Source organism: Streptomyces sp. CA-106110 (assembly GCF_050936285.1).
Lineage (GTDB): Bacteria > Actinomycetota > Actinomycetes > Streptomycetales > Streptomycetaceae > Streptomyces.
The window spans coordinates 10334163-10351230 of record NZ_JBNJNB010000001.1 but is presented as its reverse complement, the minus strand read 5'-3'; the positions used below and the strand labels follow the sequence as shown (position 1 = coordinate 10351230).

The 17068-nt window shown below is 70.7% G+C and carries 16 protein-coding genes; 6 read left to right on the top strand and 10 right to left on the bottom strand.

Going from position 1 to position 17068, the window contains the following annotated elements; genetic code table 11:
- Positions 1 to 8 precede the first annotated feature (8 nt).
- From ACQEXA_RS47845 to ACQEXA_RS47830, 4 genes are read right to left on the bottom strand one after another with little or no spacing between them, the layout of a single operon-like run.
- Positions 9 to 638, bottom strand: coding sequence for a CoA transferase subunit B (locus ACQEXA_RS47845; RefSeq protein WP_432924298.1), 630 nt, complete (start codon positions 636 to 638; stop codon positions 9 to 11).
- Between the two features lie 43 nt (positions 639 to 681).
- Positions 682 to 1467 carry a CoA transferase subunit A gene (locus ACQEXA_RS47840; protein ID WP_432924300.1) on the bottom strand — a complete coding sequence of 262 codons (786 nt, stop codon included), beginning with the start codon at positions 1465 to 1467 and terminating at the stop codon, positions 682 to 684.
- A 9-nt stretch (positions 1468 to 1476) separates the two neighbouring features.
- Positions 1477 to 3240, bottom strand: a complete 1764-nt coding sequence (locus tag ACQEXA_RS47835) for an FAD-dependent oxidoreductase (RefSeq protein WP_432924302.1) — start codon at positions 3238 to 3240, stop codon at positions 1477 to 1479.
- A 15-nt stretch (positions 3241 to 3255) separates the two neighbouring features.
- The gene (locus ACQEXA_RS47830) at positions 3256 to 5187 is read right to left on the bottom strand and encodes a maleylacetate reductase and hydroxyquinol 1,2-dioxygenase domain-containing protein (RefSeq protein ID WP_433132997.1); all 1932 of its coding nucleotides are present in this window, start codon (positions 5185 to 5187) and stop codon (positions 3256 to 3258) included.
- 350 nt (positions 5188 to 5537) lie between these two features.
- Here ACQEXA_RS47830 and ACQEXA_RS47825 point away from each other — a divergent pair, with 350 nt between their 5' ends.
- The gene (locus ACQEXA_RS47825) at positions 5538 to 5921 is read left to right on the top strand and encodes a VOC family protein (protein WP_360997297.1); all 384 of its coding nucleotides are present in this window, start codon (positions 5538 to 5540) and stop codon (positions 5919 to 5921) included.
- Between the two features lie 162 nt (positions 5922 to 6083).
- Here the strand turns inward: ACQEXA_RS47825 and ACQEXA_RS47820 are convergent, their stop codons facing one another.
- A complete protein-coding gene (locus ACQEXA_RS47820; protein WP_359392750.1) occupies positions 6084 to 7235 on the bottom strand; it encodes a glutathione-independent formaldehyde dehydrogenase in 1152 nt (383 codons plus the stop codon).
- A gap of 179 nt (positions 7236 to 7414) precedes the next feature.
- On the opposite strand from ACQEXA_RS47820, the gene ACQEXA_RS47815 reads away from it, so the two are divergent.
- Positions 7415 to 8635 (top strand): RNA-guided endonuclease InsQ/TnpB family protein, encoded by a 1221-nt coding sequence (locus ACQEXA_RS47815; RefSeq protein WP_433132995.1) that lies wholly within the window; start codon positions 7415 to 7417, stop codon positions 8633 to 8635.
- Positions 8636 to 9170: 535 nt separating this feature from the next.
- Here ACQEXA_RS47815 and ACQEXA_RS47810 read toward each other — a convergent pair.
- Positions 9171 to 10265, bottom strand: a complete 1095-nt coding sequence (locus tag ACQEXA_RS47810; RefSeq protein WP_433132993.1) for a carboxylate-amine ligase — start codon at positions 10263 to 10265, stop codon at positions 9171 to 9173.
- A 374-nt stretch (positions 10266 to 10639) separates the two neighbouring features.
- Between ACQEXA_RS47810 and ACQEXA_RS47805 the strand changes: the two genes are divergently transcribed.
- Positions 10640 to 11080, top strand: a complete 441-nt coding sequence (locus tag ACQEXA_RS47805) for an ATP-binding protein (RefSeq protein WP_432924311.1) — start codon at positions 10640 to 10642, stop codon at positions 11078 to 11080.
- Positions 11081 to 11203: 123 nt separating this feature from the next.
- Here ACQEXA_RS47805 and ACQEXA_RS47800 read toward each other — a convergent pair whose 3' ends face one another.
- Positions 11204 to 12127 carry a GlxA family transcriptional regulator gene (locus ACQEXA_RS47800; RefSeq protein WP_432924313.1) on the bottom strand — a complete coding sequence of 308 codons (924 nt, stop codon included), beginning with the start codon at positions 12125 to 12127 and terminating at the stop codon, positions 11204 to 11206.
- Complete coding sequence (locus ACQEXA_RS47795) at positions 12124 to 12669, bottom strand: cysteine hydrolase family protein (protein ID WP_432924315.1); 546 nt, start codon at positions 12667 to 12669, stop codon at positions 12124 to 12126. The genes ACQEXA_RS47800 and ACQEXA_RS47795 overlap by 4 nt, the downstream gene beginning before the upstream one ends.
- Before the next feature lie 253 nt (positions 12670 to 12922).
- Here ACQEXA_RS47795 and ACQEXA_RS47790 point away from each other — a divergent pair, with 253 nt between their 5' ends.
- The gene (locus ACQEXA_RS47790) at positions 12923 to 13858 is read left to right on the top strand and encodes a serine hydrolase (RefSeq protein WP_432924317.1); all 936 of its coding nucleotides are present in this window, start codon (positions 12923 to 12925) and stop codon (positions 13856 to 13858) included.
- Positions 13859 to 13950: 92 nt separating this feature from the next.
- Here the strand turns inward: ACQEXA_RS47790 and ACQEXA_RS47785 are convergent, their stop codons facing one another.
- Both ACQEXA_RS47785 and ACQEXA_RS47780 read right to left on the bottom strand, forming a co-directional pair.
- On the bottom strand, positions 13951 to 14118 hold the full coding sequence (locus ACQEXA_RS47785; RefSeq protein WP_359392734.1) for a hydrophobic protein: 168 nt from the start codon (positions 14116 to 14118) through the stop codon (positions 13951 to 13953).
- A gap of 250 nt (positions 14119 to 14368) precedes the next feature.
- A complete protein-coding gene (locus ACQEXA_RS47780) occupies positions 14369 to 15460 on the bottom strand; it encodes an alpha/beta hydrolase (RefSeq protein ID WP_432924319.1) in 1092 nt (363 codons plus the stop codon).
- 375 nt (positions 15461 to 15835) lie between these two features.
- Here ACQEXA_RS47780 and ACQEXA_RS47775 point away from each other — a divergent pair, with 375 nt between their 5' ends.
- Both ACQEXA_RS47775 and ACQEXA_RS47770 read left to right on the top strand, forming a co-directional pair.
- The gene (locus ACQEXA_RS47775; protein WP_432924321.1) at positions 15836 to 16402 is read left to right on the top strand and encodes a GNAT family N-acetyltransferase; all 567 of its coding nucleotides are present in this window, start codon (positions 15836 to 15838) and stop codon (positions 16400 to 16402) included.
- A 182-nt stretch (positions 16403 to 16584) separates the two neighbouring features.
- Positions 16585 to 17037: a hypothetical protein gene (locus ACQEXA_RS47770; RefSeq protein WP_432924323.1), complete on the top strand. Its 453-nt coding sequence runs from the start codon at positions 16585 to 16587 to the stop codon at positions 17035 to 17037.
- The last annotated feature ends 31 nt before the right edge of the window (positions 17038 to 17068 follow it).

Below are 17068 nucleotides of genomic sequence, written 5' to 3'. Positions count from 1 at the left end.
TTGCGGGTTCAGCAGGTGACGGGGACGGACGTCCGGGCGACGATCTGCTGGACCGTCACATCCGGTGCGGGCTCGACCAGTTCGAGGCCCCACGGGGTGACGTCCAGGACGCACAGGTCGGTGATGATCCGATCCACGCACGCCCGCCCGGTCAGCGGCAGCGTGCACTCCTGAACGATCTTGGGACTTCCGTCCTTCGCGGTGTGGTCCATCAGCACGACGACGCGGCGGGCTCCGTGGACGAGGTCCATCGCACCGCCCATGCCCTTGATCATCTTGCCGGGGACGGCCCAGTTCGCCAGGTCGCCGCGGGCCGAGACCTGGAGCGCGCCGAGGATGGCGGTGTCGATGTGGCCGCCGCGGATCATGCCGAAGGAGAGCGAGGAGTCGAAGAACGAGGCACCCGGACGTACGGTCACCGTCTCCTTGCCCGCGTTGATGAGGTCGGGGTCGACCTCGTCGGGCGCCGGGTAGGGGCCGACCCCGAGGAGACCGTTCTCCGAGTGCAGGACGACATCGACGTCCGGGGGCAGGAAGTCGGCCACCAGTGTGGGCAGTCCGATGCCGAGGTTGACGTAGTCGCCGTCCCGCAGCTCGCGCGCGGCCCGCGCCGCCATCTCCTGTCTGTTCCAGCTCACGGCGTACGCACCGCCTTCCACGAGGGCCACGAAGGACGCTGGTTCATCGTTCGCGCACCGTCCTCTTCTCGATGCCCTTCTCCGCCGCCTGCTCGGGCGTGAGCGCCACGACGCGCTGCACGAACACGCCGGGGAGGTGCACCTGGTCCGGATCGAGCACACCGGGCTCGACCAGTTCCTCCACCTCGGCCACCGTGATCCGGCCGGCCATCGCCGCGAGGGGGTTGAAGTTACGGGCCGCCCGATGGAAGACCAGGTTGCCGTGCCGGTCGCCGCGGGCGGCCCTGACCAGGGCGTAGTCGGTGGTGATGGAGTGCTCCAGGACGTACTCCGCGCCGCCGAAGACGCGCACCTCCTTGGGCGGCGAGGCGACGGCGACCGCCGCTCCCTGGGACTCCGTCCCCGAGGTGCCCGCGGGGGCGTACCGCCAGGGCAATCCTCCCTCCTGGACCTGCGTACCCACGCCGGCCGAGGTGAAGAAGGCGGGAATGCCGCAACCTCCGGCGCGCAGCCGTTCCGCGAGGGTGCCCTGCGGGATCAGCTCGACCTCCAGTTCGCCCGCGAGGTACTGGCGTGCGAACTCCTTGTTGTCACCGACGTAGGAGCCGGTGACCCGGGCGATACGGCCGGCGGCCAGCAGGATGCCGAGACCGCGGCCGTCCACACCGCAGTTGTTCGAGACCACATGGAGGTCGCGCGCCCCGCTCGCGTGCAGGGCGCCGATCAGGGTCTCCGGCACACCGCTGAGGCCGAAGCCGCCCACGGCGAACGACTGCCCGTCCGCCACGTCCGCCAAGGCCTCCTCGGCCGAGGCCACCCGCTTGTCCATGTCCGATCCCTATCGCCCGAGTACCTGGCGGAGCGCGCCGAGCAGTTCCTCCCGGGCCGACTCCTCGGTCTCGGGGGCGGTGGCGCGGCGCCAGGCCACGTAGCCGTCGGGACGCACGAGCAGTACGCCGCCCTCGTCCATCTCCGCGACACGGCTCCATTCGCCGTACGCGTCACGGCAGTCGGCCTTGCCGATGCGCACGAACCGCAGTGGCACGCCGAGTTCGTCACGGCACGCCTCCGCCGCCGCCTCCCAGGAACCGCCCGACAGACCAGTCAGCACAGTGAAGACGCCCTGGCCGACCACATCGAGCGTGGAGATCCGCTCACCGCCGGATCCGACCAGCCATGCGTGCGGAAGCTTGGCGCCCGGACGGGTGGTGGGCCGGGCCACCAACTCCGGGTCGGCCGACCAGTGTTCGTCCGGTCCGCCGTCGGGCACGACCGCACCGGACGCATAACGCTGGTTGAACTCGACGCCGTGCGCGTTGAATTCGTAGTTCTTGAGCTGGACGGCCTCCTCGAGGAGGCGCCGCTTCTTGGCACCCTCGGGTGTGCCGTCCCGCAGCGCCGCCAGGCCTTCGACGATGGTCTCCTCGTCGCTGCCGGCCCCGACGCCGAGCACGTCGAAGATGGGGCCGAACTGGTCACGGCTGAGGTTGGCCCGCTCCACGATCTGCCGCCCCACGGGGGCGCGTTCGGCCGTGTAGCTGTCGAGCAGCTCCGGCCCCGCCTCCCCGCGCACCACCATCGCGAGCTTCCACGCCAGGTTGTAGGCGTCCTGCACGGAGGTGTTGGAACCCAGGCCGTTGGACGGCGGGTGCCGGTGCACGGCGTCGCCTGCACAGAACACCCGTCCGGACGAATACACCGTGGCGTAGCTGTGGTTCACGGTCCACAGCGAGGTCGACGTGATCTCCACCTGCAGCTCCGGGTCACCGACGAGGTCACGCACGATCCGGCGTGCCTCCTCCGCGTCCACGGACGGCGGCGGCTGCTCGATGTCGTATCCCCACACCAGCAGCCACTCGTTCCACGGGCGGACCATACGGACCAGTCCCATGCCGATGCCGCCCGTCTCCGCCCCCGGCCTGAGCACCCAGTACAGGACGCTGGGCCGGTGGGCGCAGTACCTCTCCAGGTCGGCCTTGAAGACGATGTTCATGCTGCCGGCCTTGCCCATCTGCCCGTCGAAGGACAGTCCGAGCTGCTCGGCCACGGTGCTGCGGCCGCCGTCCGCGCCGACCAGGTAGCGGGCGCGCACGGTGAACTCGTCGCCGCGGACCCGGTCGCGCAGGAGCGCCGTGACGCCGTCCTCGTCCTGGGTGAAGCTCAGGAACTCGGTGTCGAAGCGGACCTTGGCGCCCCGCGCGGCCGCGTTGCTCACCAGGATCGGCTCCAGGTAGGTCTGCGGCAGATCGATCATCTCGCAGGGACTCTTGGACGTGTATTCGGTGAGCGAGTCCGGGCCCGTGCCCCAGCTGCGGATCCGGCCGATCTCCTCGCCGGCCAGGGCGGTGCACAGCACCGTGTCCCCCATGAGGTGCGACGGGCTGCCGGACGCTCGCGCCTCGGCCTCGACGCCGAGATCGCGCAGCACCTCCATGGTGCGCTGGTTGGTGATGTGGGCCCGCGGGGTGTTGGCCAGCCAGCCGTACTTCGTCACCAGCAGCGTGCGTATCCCGTACGTGGCCAGCAGCAGGGCGGCCGAGCCTCCGGCGGGGCCGCTGCCGACGACGAGGACGTCGGTGTCGTAGGTGTCCGTGCGTGTCATGAGGGCGCTCCTGGGTCAGCCGGCCAGCGGGGCGATGTGGAAGGTGTAGTCGAGCCGGCGCCACTCACCGTCGATGCGACGGCCGTCGGGAGTGGGGCCGGTGTGCGGCGTGAAGTCGACGACCAGTGCGTCCTTGACGCCGAACACGGTGTCGCTGTCCAGGTAGTCGCCGCCGGCCACGAACAGCTGGGTGATGAGCCGCCGGTGACCGGCCGCGTCGATCATGAAATGGAGGTGGGGAGCCCGGTAGGGGTGACGGCCCACGGCGGCGAGCATCTGCCCGACCGGGCCGTCGTCGGGGATCGGGTAGGCGGACGGCAGGATCGACCAGAAGGTGATCCGGCCCTCGCCGTCGCTGCGCAGCCGGGCGCGGAGCACCGGCCCGTCCAGGTCGGGGAGTTGAACGTCGTAGAAGCCGTCCTCGTTGGACTGCCAGACGTCGACGACCGCGTCCTCGACGGGCTTGCCTGCCGTGTCCAGGATCCGCACGTCCACCCACAGCGGCGACCCGGGCAGGCCGCCGGAGATGTCGTCCCCCAGTGCGGTCTCCGGCGGGCCCTCCACGTAGAAGGGCCCGAGCACCGCGGACGGAGTGGTCTCGGGCGTACGGGAGTTGGTGAGCAGGTCGACGACGCTCGAGACGCCGAGCGTGTCCGAGAGCAGCACGACCTCCTGACGGGTCGGGCCCGAGATCTGCCCGGTACGGGTGAGGAAGTCGATCGCGTACTGCCACTCGGAGTCGGTTAGGTCGTTGTCCTTCACGAAACCGTGGAGACGGCGGACAAGATCGGTGAGCAGAACGCGCACGCGCGGATCCGGGGCCTCGGCGAAGCTGGCCACGACCTGGTCGGTGAGAAGCGCCAACGGGTCGCCGGAGGGGGCGGGTCCGCCGGTCGGACGGCGTCCGTGCCAGGCGTCCGACAGCAGCGCCGCGACGCCCTCGGCGGTCACCTCGCGCGGGTTCGGGTACGGGGTCGCGGCGGCCAGCTCGGCCGCGCGGGCCAGGCCCGACTCCGGCATGCCGAGGTCCCGCAGAGAGGTCGGGCCGCCGAGGGAGGTCACCAGGTCGTGGACGCCGGAGGGGGCGTCCGCCGTGCCGAGGGCGTCGGCGATCCTGCGCATCACCTCGGGCACCGCAGGCGCGTTGTAGGCCATGGCGTGCGGCAGGACGACGGTGTGCGTCTCGGCGTGCGGCAGGTCGAAGCTGCCACCGAGCGTATGGCACAGCTTGTGGTGCAGGCCCATGCCGACGGTGGCGAGGCAGGTCCCCGCGAGCCACGCCGCGTGCAGCAGGTCGGCATGTGCTCCGGGATCGGCCGGATCGTCGGCGAGCCGGGGCAGGGCGCGGGCGATACGGGAGATCGCGTCCAGGGCCTGCTGGTCGGTGAGCGGGTTGGACTCGGCCGAGTACAGCGCCTCCACGGCGTGCGCGAGGGCGTTCACACCGCTCGTCACGGACAGCGCTAGGGGGAGGGTCGAGCTGAAGTTCACGTCGTAGACGACGGTCTCGGGCAGGATCGCCGCGGACGACTGCGTGACCTTACGTCCGTCGCGCGTCTCGCCGAGTACGGGGGTCACCTCGGAGCCGGCGTACGTGGTGGGCAGGATCACCTGCGGCAGGTCCGTACGCAGGGCCAGCGCCTTCGACAGCCCGGTCGTCGAGCCGCCGCCCACGGCGACGAGGCAGTCGGCGGACGCGTCCCGCAGAACCGCGAGCGCCTGCTCCGTGACCTCGACCGGAGTGTGCATCACCGCGCCGTCGAACTCCGCCACCACCAGGTCGCCGAGCGCCTCGCGCACCCGGGCGGAGGCGTCCGCCGGCACCCGGCTGGACAGCAGCAGTACCCGGGAGCAGCCGAGCCGCCCGACCTCCTCACGGAGTCTGTCGACGGTCCCGAATCCGAAGACGACCCGTGAGGACCGGGATGAATGAACGAACGTCCGCATTGAGTTCCGCCTCCGTGTGTGTCGGTGAGACGCACGTGTGCTTGGCCATCGAGTGTGCGAGTTACGACTGGGTGAACGCCTGCACGATCGGCGCGTCGTCACTGCACGAAACACGCACCGGAAGCGCCGCCCCGGCCTCCGGGTTGGGGCGACACCGAGGTGGCACGCACACTGTGCACCCGGCGGTCACTCGTCGTCACCGCCGCGGGGCATGGCAGAGCCAGAAGTTGTACACGTCAGCATCGGCGCGCCCTGGAGACGAACCTCAGCGAGGCGCGCAGGCCACGAGCCCGGTGCGCATCGAGCTGATACGTCTTCGGCTCCCCGGTGGTCTACGTACACTGACGGGCATGGCATGCCGCATCAGTGAGCTGGTCATAGACGCCGCCGACCCCGAGCGGCTCGCCGCTTTCTGGAGCGAGGTCCTGGGCTTCGTCGAACTCGGCCGGGAGGACGACGGAAGCATCGAGATCGGGCCGCCCGACGCCGGCTTCGGCGGCCCGCAGCCGACCCTCATCCTCAGCCCCAGCAGCGACCCGCGGGCCGGAAAGCTCCGACTGCACATCGACGTCAACGCCACCGACCGCGACCAGGACGCCGAGCTGGAGCGGCTGCTCGCTCTCGGTGCCAGGCCTGTCGACGTCGGCCAGACCGGCGCCGAGAACTGGCACGTCCTGGCCGACCCCGAAGGCAACGAGTTCTGCCTCCTGCACACCCGGCTCCAGCCCCTCTGACCGCGTGCGGCCAGGCGCCAAGCCGCTCGGCCGTCCGATTGAGGCCGGGAGTGTGCCTGTCGGTGTCAGCGCCCGAGCCTCGGCTCCAGTTCCGCACGCGCGGGGCACGGCACGGTGAGGTCCGGGCACGTGCGTGCCCGGACCCGTCCCTTCTGCCCTGCGCTATGCGGCGAGTGCGTGGCCGGGGTGCAGTACCACCTTGGTGTAGCCCTCGACCCGCTTGTCGAACTTCTCGTACGCCTGAGGCGCCTGGTCCAGCGGCAGTTCGTGGGAGACCACGAAGCTCGGCTTGGCCCGTCCAGCGATGATCATGTCCCGCAGCTGGCGGTTGTACCGCTTGACGTTGCACTGGCCGGTGCCCATCTTCTGGCCCTTCTCGAACATCCTGCCGATGGAGACCAGGAGTTGGCCGTGCTTGGCGTGCTCGTCGGGTCCTCCGGGATCGGAGGGGACGTACAGACCCGGGACGCCCAGCCTGCCGGTCGCCCGTACCGTGTCGACGAGCGCGTTCAGGACGATGGCGGGCTCCTCGTGGCTGGCGTCGTGTGCCTGCGCCTGGTAGCCGACGGCGTCCACGCCCTTGTCGGTCCCTTCTCCGTCCGTCCGGGCCTTGATCTGCTCGGCGGGGTCGCCCTTGGTGAAGTCGATGGGTATGGCCCCGATCTCCTCCGCCTTGGCGAGCCGTTCGGGCACCCGGTCGACACAGAACACCTTGGACGCACCACGCAGCAGGGCCGAGTACGCGGCCATCAACCCCACCGGTCCGGCGCCGTACACGGCCACGCTCTCGCCGGGCGACACCTGGGCGAGCTCGCAGCCGTGGTAGCCGGTCGGGAAGATGTCGGCCAGCAGCACGAAGTCGGTCTCGAACTCTTCCCCGGGCGGCAGCTTCAGACAGTTGAAATCGGCGAAGGGCACCCGCAGACGCTCCGCCTGACCGCCCTTGTACGGGCCCATGGCCACGTAGCCGTAGGCTCCGCCGGCGAAACCGGGGTTGACCGTCAGGCAGAAGCCGGTCTCCCCGGCGAGGCAGTTCTTGCAGAACCCGCAGGCGACGTTGAAGGGCATCACGACACGGTCGCCCTTGGCCAGGGAGACGACACCCGGGCCGGTCTCCTCCACGATGCCGAGGTTCTCGTGCCCGAAGACGATGCCCGGCTCGGCCGCCGTACGGCCTTCGTACATGTGCAGGTCCGATCCGCAGATCGCGGACGATGTGACCCGTACGACCACGTCGCTCGGATGCTGGATCTGTGGGTCGTCGACGTCCCTCACGGCCACACTGAAGGGCTTCTCATAGACGACGGCTTTCACCGGGTTCCTCCGAGGATGCCCCGGCCTTCAGGCCGGGGAGGAATCGGACTCCTGCGGAGCAGGACAGGAAATAGGGGTTTCGCCTCCAGGGCGAAAGATCGTCCACCCGCGACGAGGTGAGCGAGCCCGTGGCGATCAAGAGGCCTCAACTGTCAGTCCTCCCATATAGGTTCGGATGCATGACGACAGACGCGACCACGGAGGGGGCCGGGCATGCCCGGTACTCCTTCCGTGTGCGCCTGTCGGCTACCGCGCGGCGCGCACTTGAAGCGGAGTGGGACCGCTGCCGGTGGCTCTGGAATGAATGCGTGGCCAAGTCCAAGCAGGTCCACCAGCGAGCCAAGGAGTCCGGCGAGAAGCTGACGTGTGGTCCGGCGCAGCTGGACAGGATGCTGACCGACGCCCGCGGGGTGACGCCGTGGCTGGCCGAGGGTGCCTCGGTGCCGCAGCAGCAGGTGATCCGGGACTTCGCCAAGTCGCGGGCGAAGGCGCTGAAGGACATCAAGGACGGGCTTCCGGTGCACCGCCGGGCGGGGATGCCCCGCTTCAAGCGGAAGCGGGAGGCCAGGCCGAGCCTGAACTACACCCGGCGGGGTTTCCGTCTGAAGGACGGTCGTCTGCACCTTGCGGGCCAGATCGTGGTGAGCGTGGTGTGGTCGCGGGCTCTTCCGGCCGACCCGTCGAGTGTGCGCGTGTACCAGGACACGCTCGGGCACTGGTATGTGTCCTTCGTCGCCCCCGCGCAGAGCGAACCGCTTGCCCTCACGGGGCGGGTGCTCGGGGTGGACTGGGGTGTGCAGGAGACCGCCACCACCACCGACGACGCCTACGATCTCCCGCATGCCGAACACGGCAAGCGGTCCGCTCAGCGGCTCGCCCGCTACCAGCGGATGATGGCCCGGTGCCGGCGTCCGAAGGGCCGGCCCGCATCCGCGGGCTACCGGAAGGCGCAGGCACAGGCCGCGAAGCTGCACAAGAAGGTCGCGCGGCAGCGGGAGGACACCGGCCGCAAGTGGGCCAAGTCCGTGATGCGTGATCATGACGGGGTGGCGGTGGAGGATTTCCGCCCGAAGTTCCTCGCGAAAACCACGATGGCCCGCAAGGCGGCCGATGCCGCCATCGCCGCCACCAAACGCGCTCTGGTCGAGATGGGGCGCAAGCACGCACGGGACGTCCGCCTCGTGCACCCGGCGCACACCACGATGGACTGCGCGCAGTGCGCAGCGAGAACCAAGCACGCACTCCCTCTCTCGATGAGAACCTATGCCTGCACCGTGTGCGGAGCCGTCTCGCCCAGGGACAAGAACTCCGCCCGCGTGATGCTGGTCCGGGCAGGTTGGAACCCGGACGGTGCCGAGGGCGTAAGACCTCCTGGTCCGCTGGACCAAGAGGCGGCCTGAGCCGTGAATCCCCACGCAGCCCTGGAGGGTGGAGAATCCCCTCCCTTCAGGGAGGGGAGCCTTCAACTGGTCACCTCCGCGTCCATGCGCTCGATGACGGCGGCGACGGGAGAGCCGGTACCGGGAGGGCGCCCACGGAGAAACGGGCCTCGGCCTGCGCCGTGGCCCCGGGTGGTCTCGCTTCACCGCCGGATTACTTCCAGGTAACGCCCGTGCGGCAGGGGCCGCAACCCGCGCCGGGGGCGTGCCGGCGGACCGCGTCGCAGGGGCTCGCACGGTCTGCGGCGGCGGGCGCGCGATGCGCTACGACGTCGGCGGCGGAAGTGACCCGGCCCGGGACCTGGATCGCGGCGTACCCGCTTCACTTGTCGACGGCCGCTCACCGGGCGCCCGGCCACCAGGCACGGAGCACCGGTCGCACATCACCCGGCCCCCAGTCACCAGACTCCGATCACCGGGCGCAGATCAACGGGCTCCGGTCATTAGGCTCGGATCACCGGTGGCCGGGCTCCGGGCTCCGGGCTCCGGGCTCCGGTCAGGCCAGCGTGGCCTCGTCGACGATCATGTCCGTGACGGCCTGGAGGCCCCCGTTCGCCAGCGCTCGGCGCTGCCGCTCCGCGCCCGTGCCCTCCCGCAGGAGACGCTGCACCGAGGTGGTCACCTCAGCGGTGTCGCAGGCGGCATCCAGTGCGGCGGACACATGCTCCAGGAGTCCGTGCACCGCCTCGGCCGCCCGGCAGCGACAGCCATCGGGGGCGACCAGCTCTCCGCTCAACCCGTAACGGGCCGCCTGCCACATGGCCACCTCCACCAGCTCCGGCTCCCATTCGGGCACCGGGACGCCCGCGGTGGCCTCACGCATGGAGGTGTCGACCAAGGCGCGCACCAGACCGGCGAACATCACCGCGTCGTCGATGCGCAGCTGGATGTCCAGGCAGCGCACCTCCACCGTGGGGTACCGCTCGGACAGGCGGGCCTGCCAGTACAACTGGCCGGTGTCACCGATCAGGCCCGCAGCCACCAGCCGCTGGATGCGCCGGTCGTAGTCGGTCTCATCCGCGAAGTGCGGTGGCACACCGCTGACCGGCCATCGGTCGAAGATGATCGTGCGCCAGCTCGCGAAGCCCGTGTCGTGCCCCTCCCACATGGGTGAGTTCGCCGCCATGGCCGTCAGCGTCGGCAGCCACAGCCGCAGCCGGTTGAGCACCTGCACACCCATGCTCCGGCTCGGTACCGCCACATGCACATGCATGCCATTGACCATCTGCTCGGCCACCAGTTGCGGCGCCTGCCGCTGCATGACCCGATAGCGCTCCTTGTCGGTGACGGGCACCGGCGGACCCTCCGCCACCGGCGGCGTGCCGCTGGCCAGCATCCGGCAGCCGTGCGCTTGTGCCGCCCCGGTCACCGCATTGCGCAGACGCAGCAGATGTCCCCGGACCTCCTCCAGGGTGTCGCATACGGGGGTGTCGACCTCCACCTGGGCGCGCAGCAGTTCGGAATGCACCTCATCGGCGGTCACGAACGGCGCCAGACCGGCCGAGGCCCGCACCTTCTCTCCCTGCGCCGCCAAGCGACCGGTTTCCTGATCGATCAGCCAATACTCCTCTTCGACCCCAACCGTCGCCATCGCTGTCCTTCCTGTGCCCGCCACCTCACATGCTGCAGCGGGGACCGGGTTCCGGCCCGGCGCCGCGCCGCCCTTCTGCCCACCCCCGGTCGGCTTCAGGCTGCGCAGGGCAAGTTCCGCGGCCAGGGCCGCTCAAACCTGATCCCGGGCGGGGCAGCCGAGCACGACCTCAGCGGTCAGGCGCGTCGCCGGGCTCTCCGACCTGCCCCTTCTTCGTCGATCGCGGCAACGCATCCCGAGTGGCGGGGCATGAAGCGGTCGGCCAGGGCGTCTCCCGGGCCCCGGGCCGCGCGGCGGACTCCGGCTCCCCCGGCGCGTCAACAGGTACTGCCCGGGTACCAGCGAGACAAAGGATCGCAGCAGGGAGGGACACGATGAGCAGATCATCCATGAGGGCAGTGGGGTGGGCGCGCTCCCTGCCGCTGGACAGCGGGGTGAAGGCGGCACGTGACTGGGCTCGCCGGCACCTCGAGTCTCTGGGCTGGACCGAGCAGGCGCCGCAGACGGTGGACGCGGTCCTGCTGACCATCTCGGAACTGGTGACCAACGCCCACGTGCACGCACACAGTTCCGCGCAGCTCGTCCTGGCGTGGGACACCCGCTGTCTGCACGTGGCCGTCCACGACGCCTCCCCCGAGCTGCCCGCACCCCGCCCGCCGAGCGACGACCACCTCGGCGGACGCGGCATGCTGCTCGTGGACGCGCTCGCCGACGAGTGGCAGGCCCGGCCCTGCCCCGACGGCAAGATCGTCGACGCGTGCTTCCGACCGCCCGCTGCCGCCCGGCCGACCGACGAGTCCTCAGCGGCGGAGTAGACGAATTCCGCGAGCCGTACGCGGCGCACCAAGGAACGTGAGCCGGCCCGCCGGTGAGAGGGGCCGTGGCGGGTCGGCCGTACCTGAGCGGCGGGTGCGGGGACGCCGTGGGCTCACCGCCGGTCAGGCGTCCGCCGGGGCGGGCCGTCTGCGCAGGCGGCGCAGCATGCGGGCATTCTCGAATCCCACCTCGCGAGCGGCACTCTCCATGGTCGTGCCGTGGCCCAGCAGGTGTTCGGCACGTTCCAGCCGCAGGGTCTGCTGGTAGCGCAACGGGGTCAGCCCCTGGGTGGCACGGCCGAACCGGCGAGTGAGCGTACGGGAGCTGACACCGGCGTACGACGCCAGCGCGGCCAGCGGCAGCTGCTCGGCGAAGCGCTCGTCGATCAGGTCCTGGACGCGGTGCACGGCGTCGTCCAGGTGGGCCCGGTGCCGGAGCATGGCGCTGGACTGGGACTCATGGCCGTTGCGGCGCGTGTGGACGACCATCTCCCGGGCGACGCGGGCGGCGAGCGCCGGACCGTGCCGCACCGCGACCAGGTGCAGGGCGAGGTCGATTCCACTGGCGATACCGGCCGAGGTCACCACCCGGTCGTCCGTGGTGAACAGGACGTCCCGTACGACGATCGCCCCCGGGTAGCGGGCCGCCAGCTCGTCCTGCACATCGTGGTGGGTGGTGCAGCGGCGCCCGTCCAGCAGCCCCGCCCGGCCGAGTGCCTCCGCCCCGGCGCACACGCTGGCGACCGTGCCGCCGGCGGCGTGGTGGGTGCGCAGCCGCCGCAGCACGTCGTCGCCGATCGCCGGGCCGTCGCGCAGAGTGGGCCCGCGCCAGCCCGGCACCACGACGAGGTCGTCGGCGCGCAGCCCGGGCCACTCGGTGGCCGCGAGCAGCGGCAGTCCCTGGGCGCTCGGGACCTGCGCGCACTCGCCCACGTAGGCCAGCTCGTACGGCCGTCCCAGTTGCGCCACCGTGCTGAAGACCTGGGCGGGGCCGGCCAGGTCGAGCAGGTGCACTCCCGGCAGCAGGACGAAGACGACCTGGGTCACGCGCCGGCCGCCTCCGCCTCCAGTTCGGCCACTGTGGCGATGCGGGCGAACCGGTCGCGGAGGACCGCCACGGTGCGTTCGATGATCGCGGCGGGACTCAGCTCGCCGATCGGATGGGTGGCGGTGGCGTCGGTCACGAACACCATGCGGTAGCCGAGGTCGCTGCCGACCCGGGTGGTGGTCTCGACGCACTGCTCGGTGCGGATGCCGCACACGCGCAGCTCGCGGATGCCCGCCTCGGTGAGGAACTGCTGGAGGTTGGTGGTGGTGAAGGCGTTGTGCGACGTCTTGTGGAGCACCGGTTCGCCCGGCCTCGGCCCGTCCAGCTCCTGAAACAGGCGTACGTGGCCCGAGGCCGGGTCGAAGACGCCTTCCGAGCCGGGCTCGGTGTGCAGCACCCAGACGACCGGTTCGCTGGCGGCGCGGGCCAGCGCGACCAGCCGGTTGACCCGCTCGGCGATCTTCGGGTCGGAGATCCGGTCCCACAGCGGGTGGGCCCGGAACGACTCCTGGACATCGATGACGATCAGTGCGCGATTCATGGCACTGATTCTGACCTGGCGGCCCGCGCCGGGCGCAGGCCCGATCAGGGCCCGTGGCGGACCGATCCGGTCACACACTGCCGCGACGGCCTGGCCTCTCGGTGACGGTTCCCACCCCCGGCCTGTGGTTCTGGCCACAATCCGGTCCCCGGAGGGGTCGGTGGTGACGGCGGTCACCACGCGATGAAGTCGATTTGTCTACGTTCGCAGTTCCGCGTCCCCTTCCATGCGAACTGCGGAGGCTTGCTCCACGATGCCCCACGGACTGTTCCCCACGCCGCGCCCTGATGTCGCGACCAGGCGCCGGGTCAAGCGCGTCGTCGCCTGCGCGGGCGTGCTCCTGGCGTCGGCGACGGCGCTCTTCTCGGCCGGCACCCTCGACCCGTCACCGGCGACGGCGGCCACCTCCCCGGTTCAGGACGGCACCGCGCCCGCGCGGCCGGCGCCGGTGCAGCCCCAGGGCAGCACCCCCCAGCAGCCCCAGCAGCCGCAGAACAAGGCCCGGGTGACGGCCGCGGTGTACGGCCTGGACGGCGGCGGCAAGCAACCCGCCCTCTCCGGCCAGGACACGCCCTACGACACCGCGAGCATCGTGAAGGTCGACATCCTCGCCGCCGTGCTGCTTCAGGCACAGGACGCAGGCCGGCCTCTCATCGCGCAGGAGGACAGCCTTGCGCGCGCGATGATCCAGCACAGCGACAACGCCTCCGCCAACGCTCTGTGGCGTGAGATCGGCCAGGCGCCGGGACTGACGGCCGCCAACAAGCGACTCGGGCTGACCTCGACGCAGGGCGGCGCCGGGTTCCTGTGGGGGCTCACCCGGACGACGGCAAGTGATCAGATACGGCTGCTGCGCGCGGTCTTCGAGTCCGGCCCCTCGGCCCAGGCGGGCTCCCGGGCACTCCACGAGCCGGGGCGCGGCTACATCAGGACGCTGATGACCCGCATAGCGGCCGATCAGTCCTGGGGCGTGTCGGCGGCGGCCGGCAACAGCTGGGCGTTGAAGAACGGCTGGCTTCAGCGCACTACGACCGGGCTGTGGGACATCAACAGCATCGGAGAGGTCTCGAAGAACGGTCACCACTATCTGGTGGCGGTCCTCTCGGACGGCAACCCGACGATGCAGGACGGCGTTTCGCTCGTGGAGCGCACCGCGCAGGCAGCCGTGTCCTCGGCATCCGCGCACTGACAGGACACCGTCGGCACGAGGAAATGGGTGGGGGCCCGGTTCAGTGAACCGGGCCCCCACCCATTTCCGTCAGGCGCGGCGACCGCCCACCCTCACCAGCGGTACCAGCGACCCCTGCGTCCACCACCGGCGGGCCGGACGACGAAGCCCAGCAGCCACACCACCAGCACGATGACCGCGATCCACCACAGGGCCTTCAGTGCGAATCCGGCACCGAAGAGGATCAGGGCGAGCAACAGAACCAGAAGAAGGGGCACCATAGTTATCAACCTCCGTCGCTCCGGGTGCCCCCGAAGTGGGGGCACAAGCGCTCGATCAGCGATGTTTCTTCACGGACCCTGCGGGAACGCTTTTCAGTTTCTCCAAGATCCCGAGGGCCGCGGAAAACCCTTGGTCCGGCTGGGGACTTGCCGGAGACCTCCGAGGGCGGCGAGCGAACCACGGCCGGCTCGCCCGCCGTTGCCGCGCAGGACGCGGCGTGGTGCAGGAGGTGTCCGGCGGACGGATGCGTCAGGTGTGCAGCGCCTGGCGCAAGGCCTCGGTGGCCTGCGCGACCGCTGCCTTGGCCGCCTCGCTGTCGGCGAGCCCGTTGAGCATCACGAAGTCGTGAATGATGCGCGGGTAGTCGGTGTACGTGACGGACACGCCCGCGTCGCGCAGCTTGTCCGCGTACTCTCGGCCCTGGTCGTGCAGTACGTCACTGTCCGTGATGACCAGCGCCTGGGGCAGATCGCGCAGTTGGTCGGCGGTGGCACGCAGGGGCGAGGCGGTGGGCTGGGTGCGCACGGCGGTGTCGGGGGCGTACTGGTCCCAGAACCACTTCATGCCCGCGGCGGTGAGCCAGCAGCCGGTGGCGAACTGCTGGTACGAGGGGGAGTCGAACGATGCGTCGGTGACCGGGTAGAACAGCACCTGCTGGGCGAGCTTGGGTCCGCCACGCTCCTTGGCCATCATGGTGACCGCGGCGGTCATGTTGCCGCCGACGCTGTCGCCGGCCACGGCCAGCCGGGAGCCGTCGACATTGATCTCGTTACCGTGTTCGGCGACCCACTGGGTGGCGGCGTAGGCCTGCTCGTTGGCGACCGGGTACTTCGCTTCGGGTGACCGGGTGTAGTTGACGAAGATCACCGCGGCCTTGGCGCCATTGGCTATCTGCCGCACCAGCCGGTCGTGGGTGGAGGCGTCGCCGAGCACCCAGCCGCCACCGTGGAAGTACATCACCGCCGGCAGCTTCCCGGTCGCGCCCTTCGGCCGGACTATGCGTATCGAGACCGTGCCGGTGGGGCCACCCGGTATGTCGCGCGTGGTGATGTCGGCGGGGAGCTTGTGCACCGGGTAGGCGGCCTGGAGGTCCAGGAGCGACGTGCGGGCGGCGTCGGGCGTCAGGTCCTGGATCGGCGGGCCGCCCGCCGCGGCGAGCTTGTCGAGGAACGCCTGGGCGGTCGGCTCGAGCGTCACTGGGGGATCGCCGCAGGGCGCCTTGGGGGCAGCGGCGGCCGGAGTGGCGAGGGCCGGGACGGCGGCGAACGTGGCGGCGGCGACCAGCGCCGTGATGCCGGACAGGCACCTGCGCGGTGAGCGGGAGCGTCGGGTGGCGCTCATGGATGTCCTCCTTTCGAGGGGCACTTCCCCATGAGCGTTGCTGCGTTCGGCGTCAACCGGCCCGCCGGGCTGATCCGAAAGGGTGGTGGGGTGCGCCCGCCCAGGTGGACAGCGCAGAGGTGCCGTTTGAAACGGCCGACGCCACCGAGGACGACCCGGCAGAGGGATCGGCGCCCCCGCCCCCGCGAGGGTCCCAGGACAGGGCGGTCCCCGCCTGCCGCGGCACCAGCGTGCGGGCACCGGTCACGCATGCCGTCCGCGTCCCCACGGCGCACGGGAAATCTGCGAGCGGGCGCACCGTGTCCGTGACCTGTCCGCTGTGATTATCGGTGAATTTCACTGGCGGAGCCGCGCACCGACGTTGAGGATCGCGGCATGCAGATCTTCCTGGAGACCGAACGGCTTGTGCTGCGCCCGTTCACCGACGCCGATGCCGATCACCTCTTCGCGCTCGACAACGACCCCCACGTCATGCACCTCATCAACGGCGGCAAGCCGGCCAGTCGCGAGGCGATCCGGACGCGAACACTGCCGCACCTGCTCCGCGACTACGCGGGCCTCGGTACCCGCGGCTACTGGGCCGCCGAGGAGAGGACGACCGGCGCGTTTCTGGGCTGGTTCGAGTTCCGCCCCCTGGACGACCTCAGCCCCGCCGTGGTCGAACTCGGATATCGGCTCAACAGGACGGCGTGGGGCAGGGGTTACGCCACAGAGGGATCGCGGGCCCTGATCGACAAAGGCTTCACGGATCTTGGAGTGGAACGCGTCACCGCGAACACCATGGCGGTCAACGACCGGTCCCGGCGGGTGATGGAGAAGTCAGGGCTGACGTTCCTGCGGAACTTCACCGGGGACTGGCCCGACCCGATCGAAGGTTCCGAACACGGCGAAGTCGAGTACGAGATCACCCGCAGCGACTGGGAGAGCCGCCGGCAACCGTGAACTCCCCCGGCTCGCCGCACGGGCCGCGGGCCGGTTCGGGCCATCACATGTCGGCGACCACGCCAGAGAGCCGGAAGGACGAGCCGCCGGAACCGGTGCCGGCCACCGTGTTTTGCCCTCGCTGAGAGTGGAACCCGGAAGCCCGTGCTCACCACCGCACGCGCACCGAGGGAGTGCCTCATATGCAGCCAGTGACCAAAGGCCTGCTGGCGGGGGCAGCCGGAACCACCGCTCTGAACCTGACCAGCTATGCCGACATGCCGCTCAGGGGCCGGCCGTCCAGCGACACGCCGGCCCAGGTGGCGGACCGCCTCGTCGACCGCACCGATATCGACCTCGGGGACGACGAAACGAAGTCCCATCGTGAGCAGGCCGTCGGCGCACTCCTCGGATACGTCACCGGCCTCGGCGTCGGGGCGGCGAACGGGCTGATGCGGCGCGACGGCGGTCCGCCGTCCGTCTGGGCGGCAGGACCGCTGCTCGGCGCTGGGGCCATGGCGGGGAGCGACCTCCCGGCAGCGGCGTTGGGAGTGACCGACCCGGCCACCTGGGACCTGACCTCCTGGGCGTCCGACGTGGTACCGCATCTCGCCTATGGCTCCACCGCTGCCTGCGTGTACCGAGCGCTGTGCTGAGCGATGGCACGGCCCGGCCGGTGCGCATCCT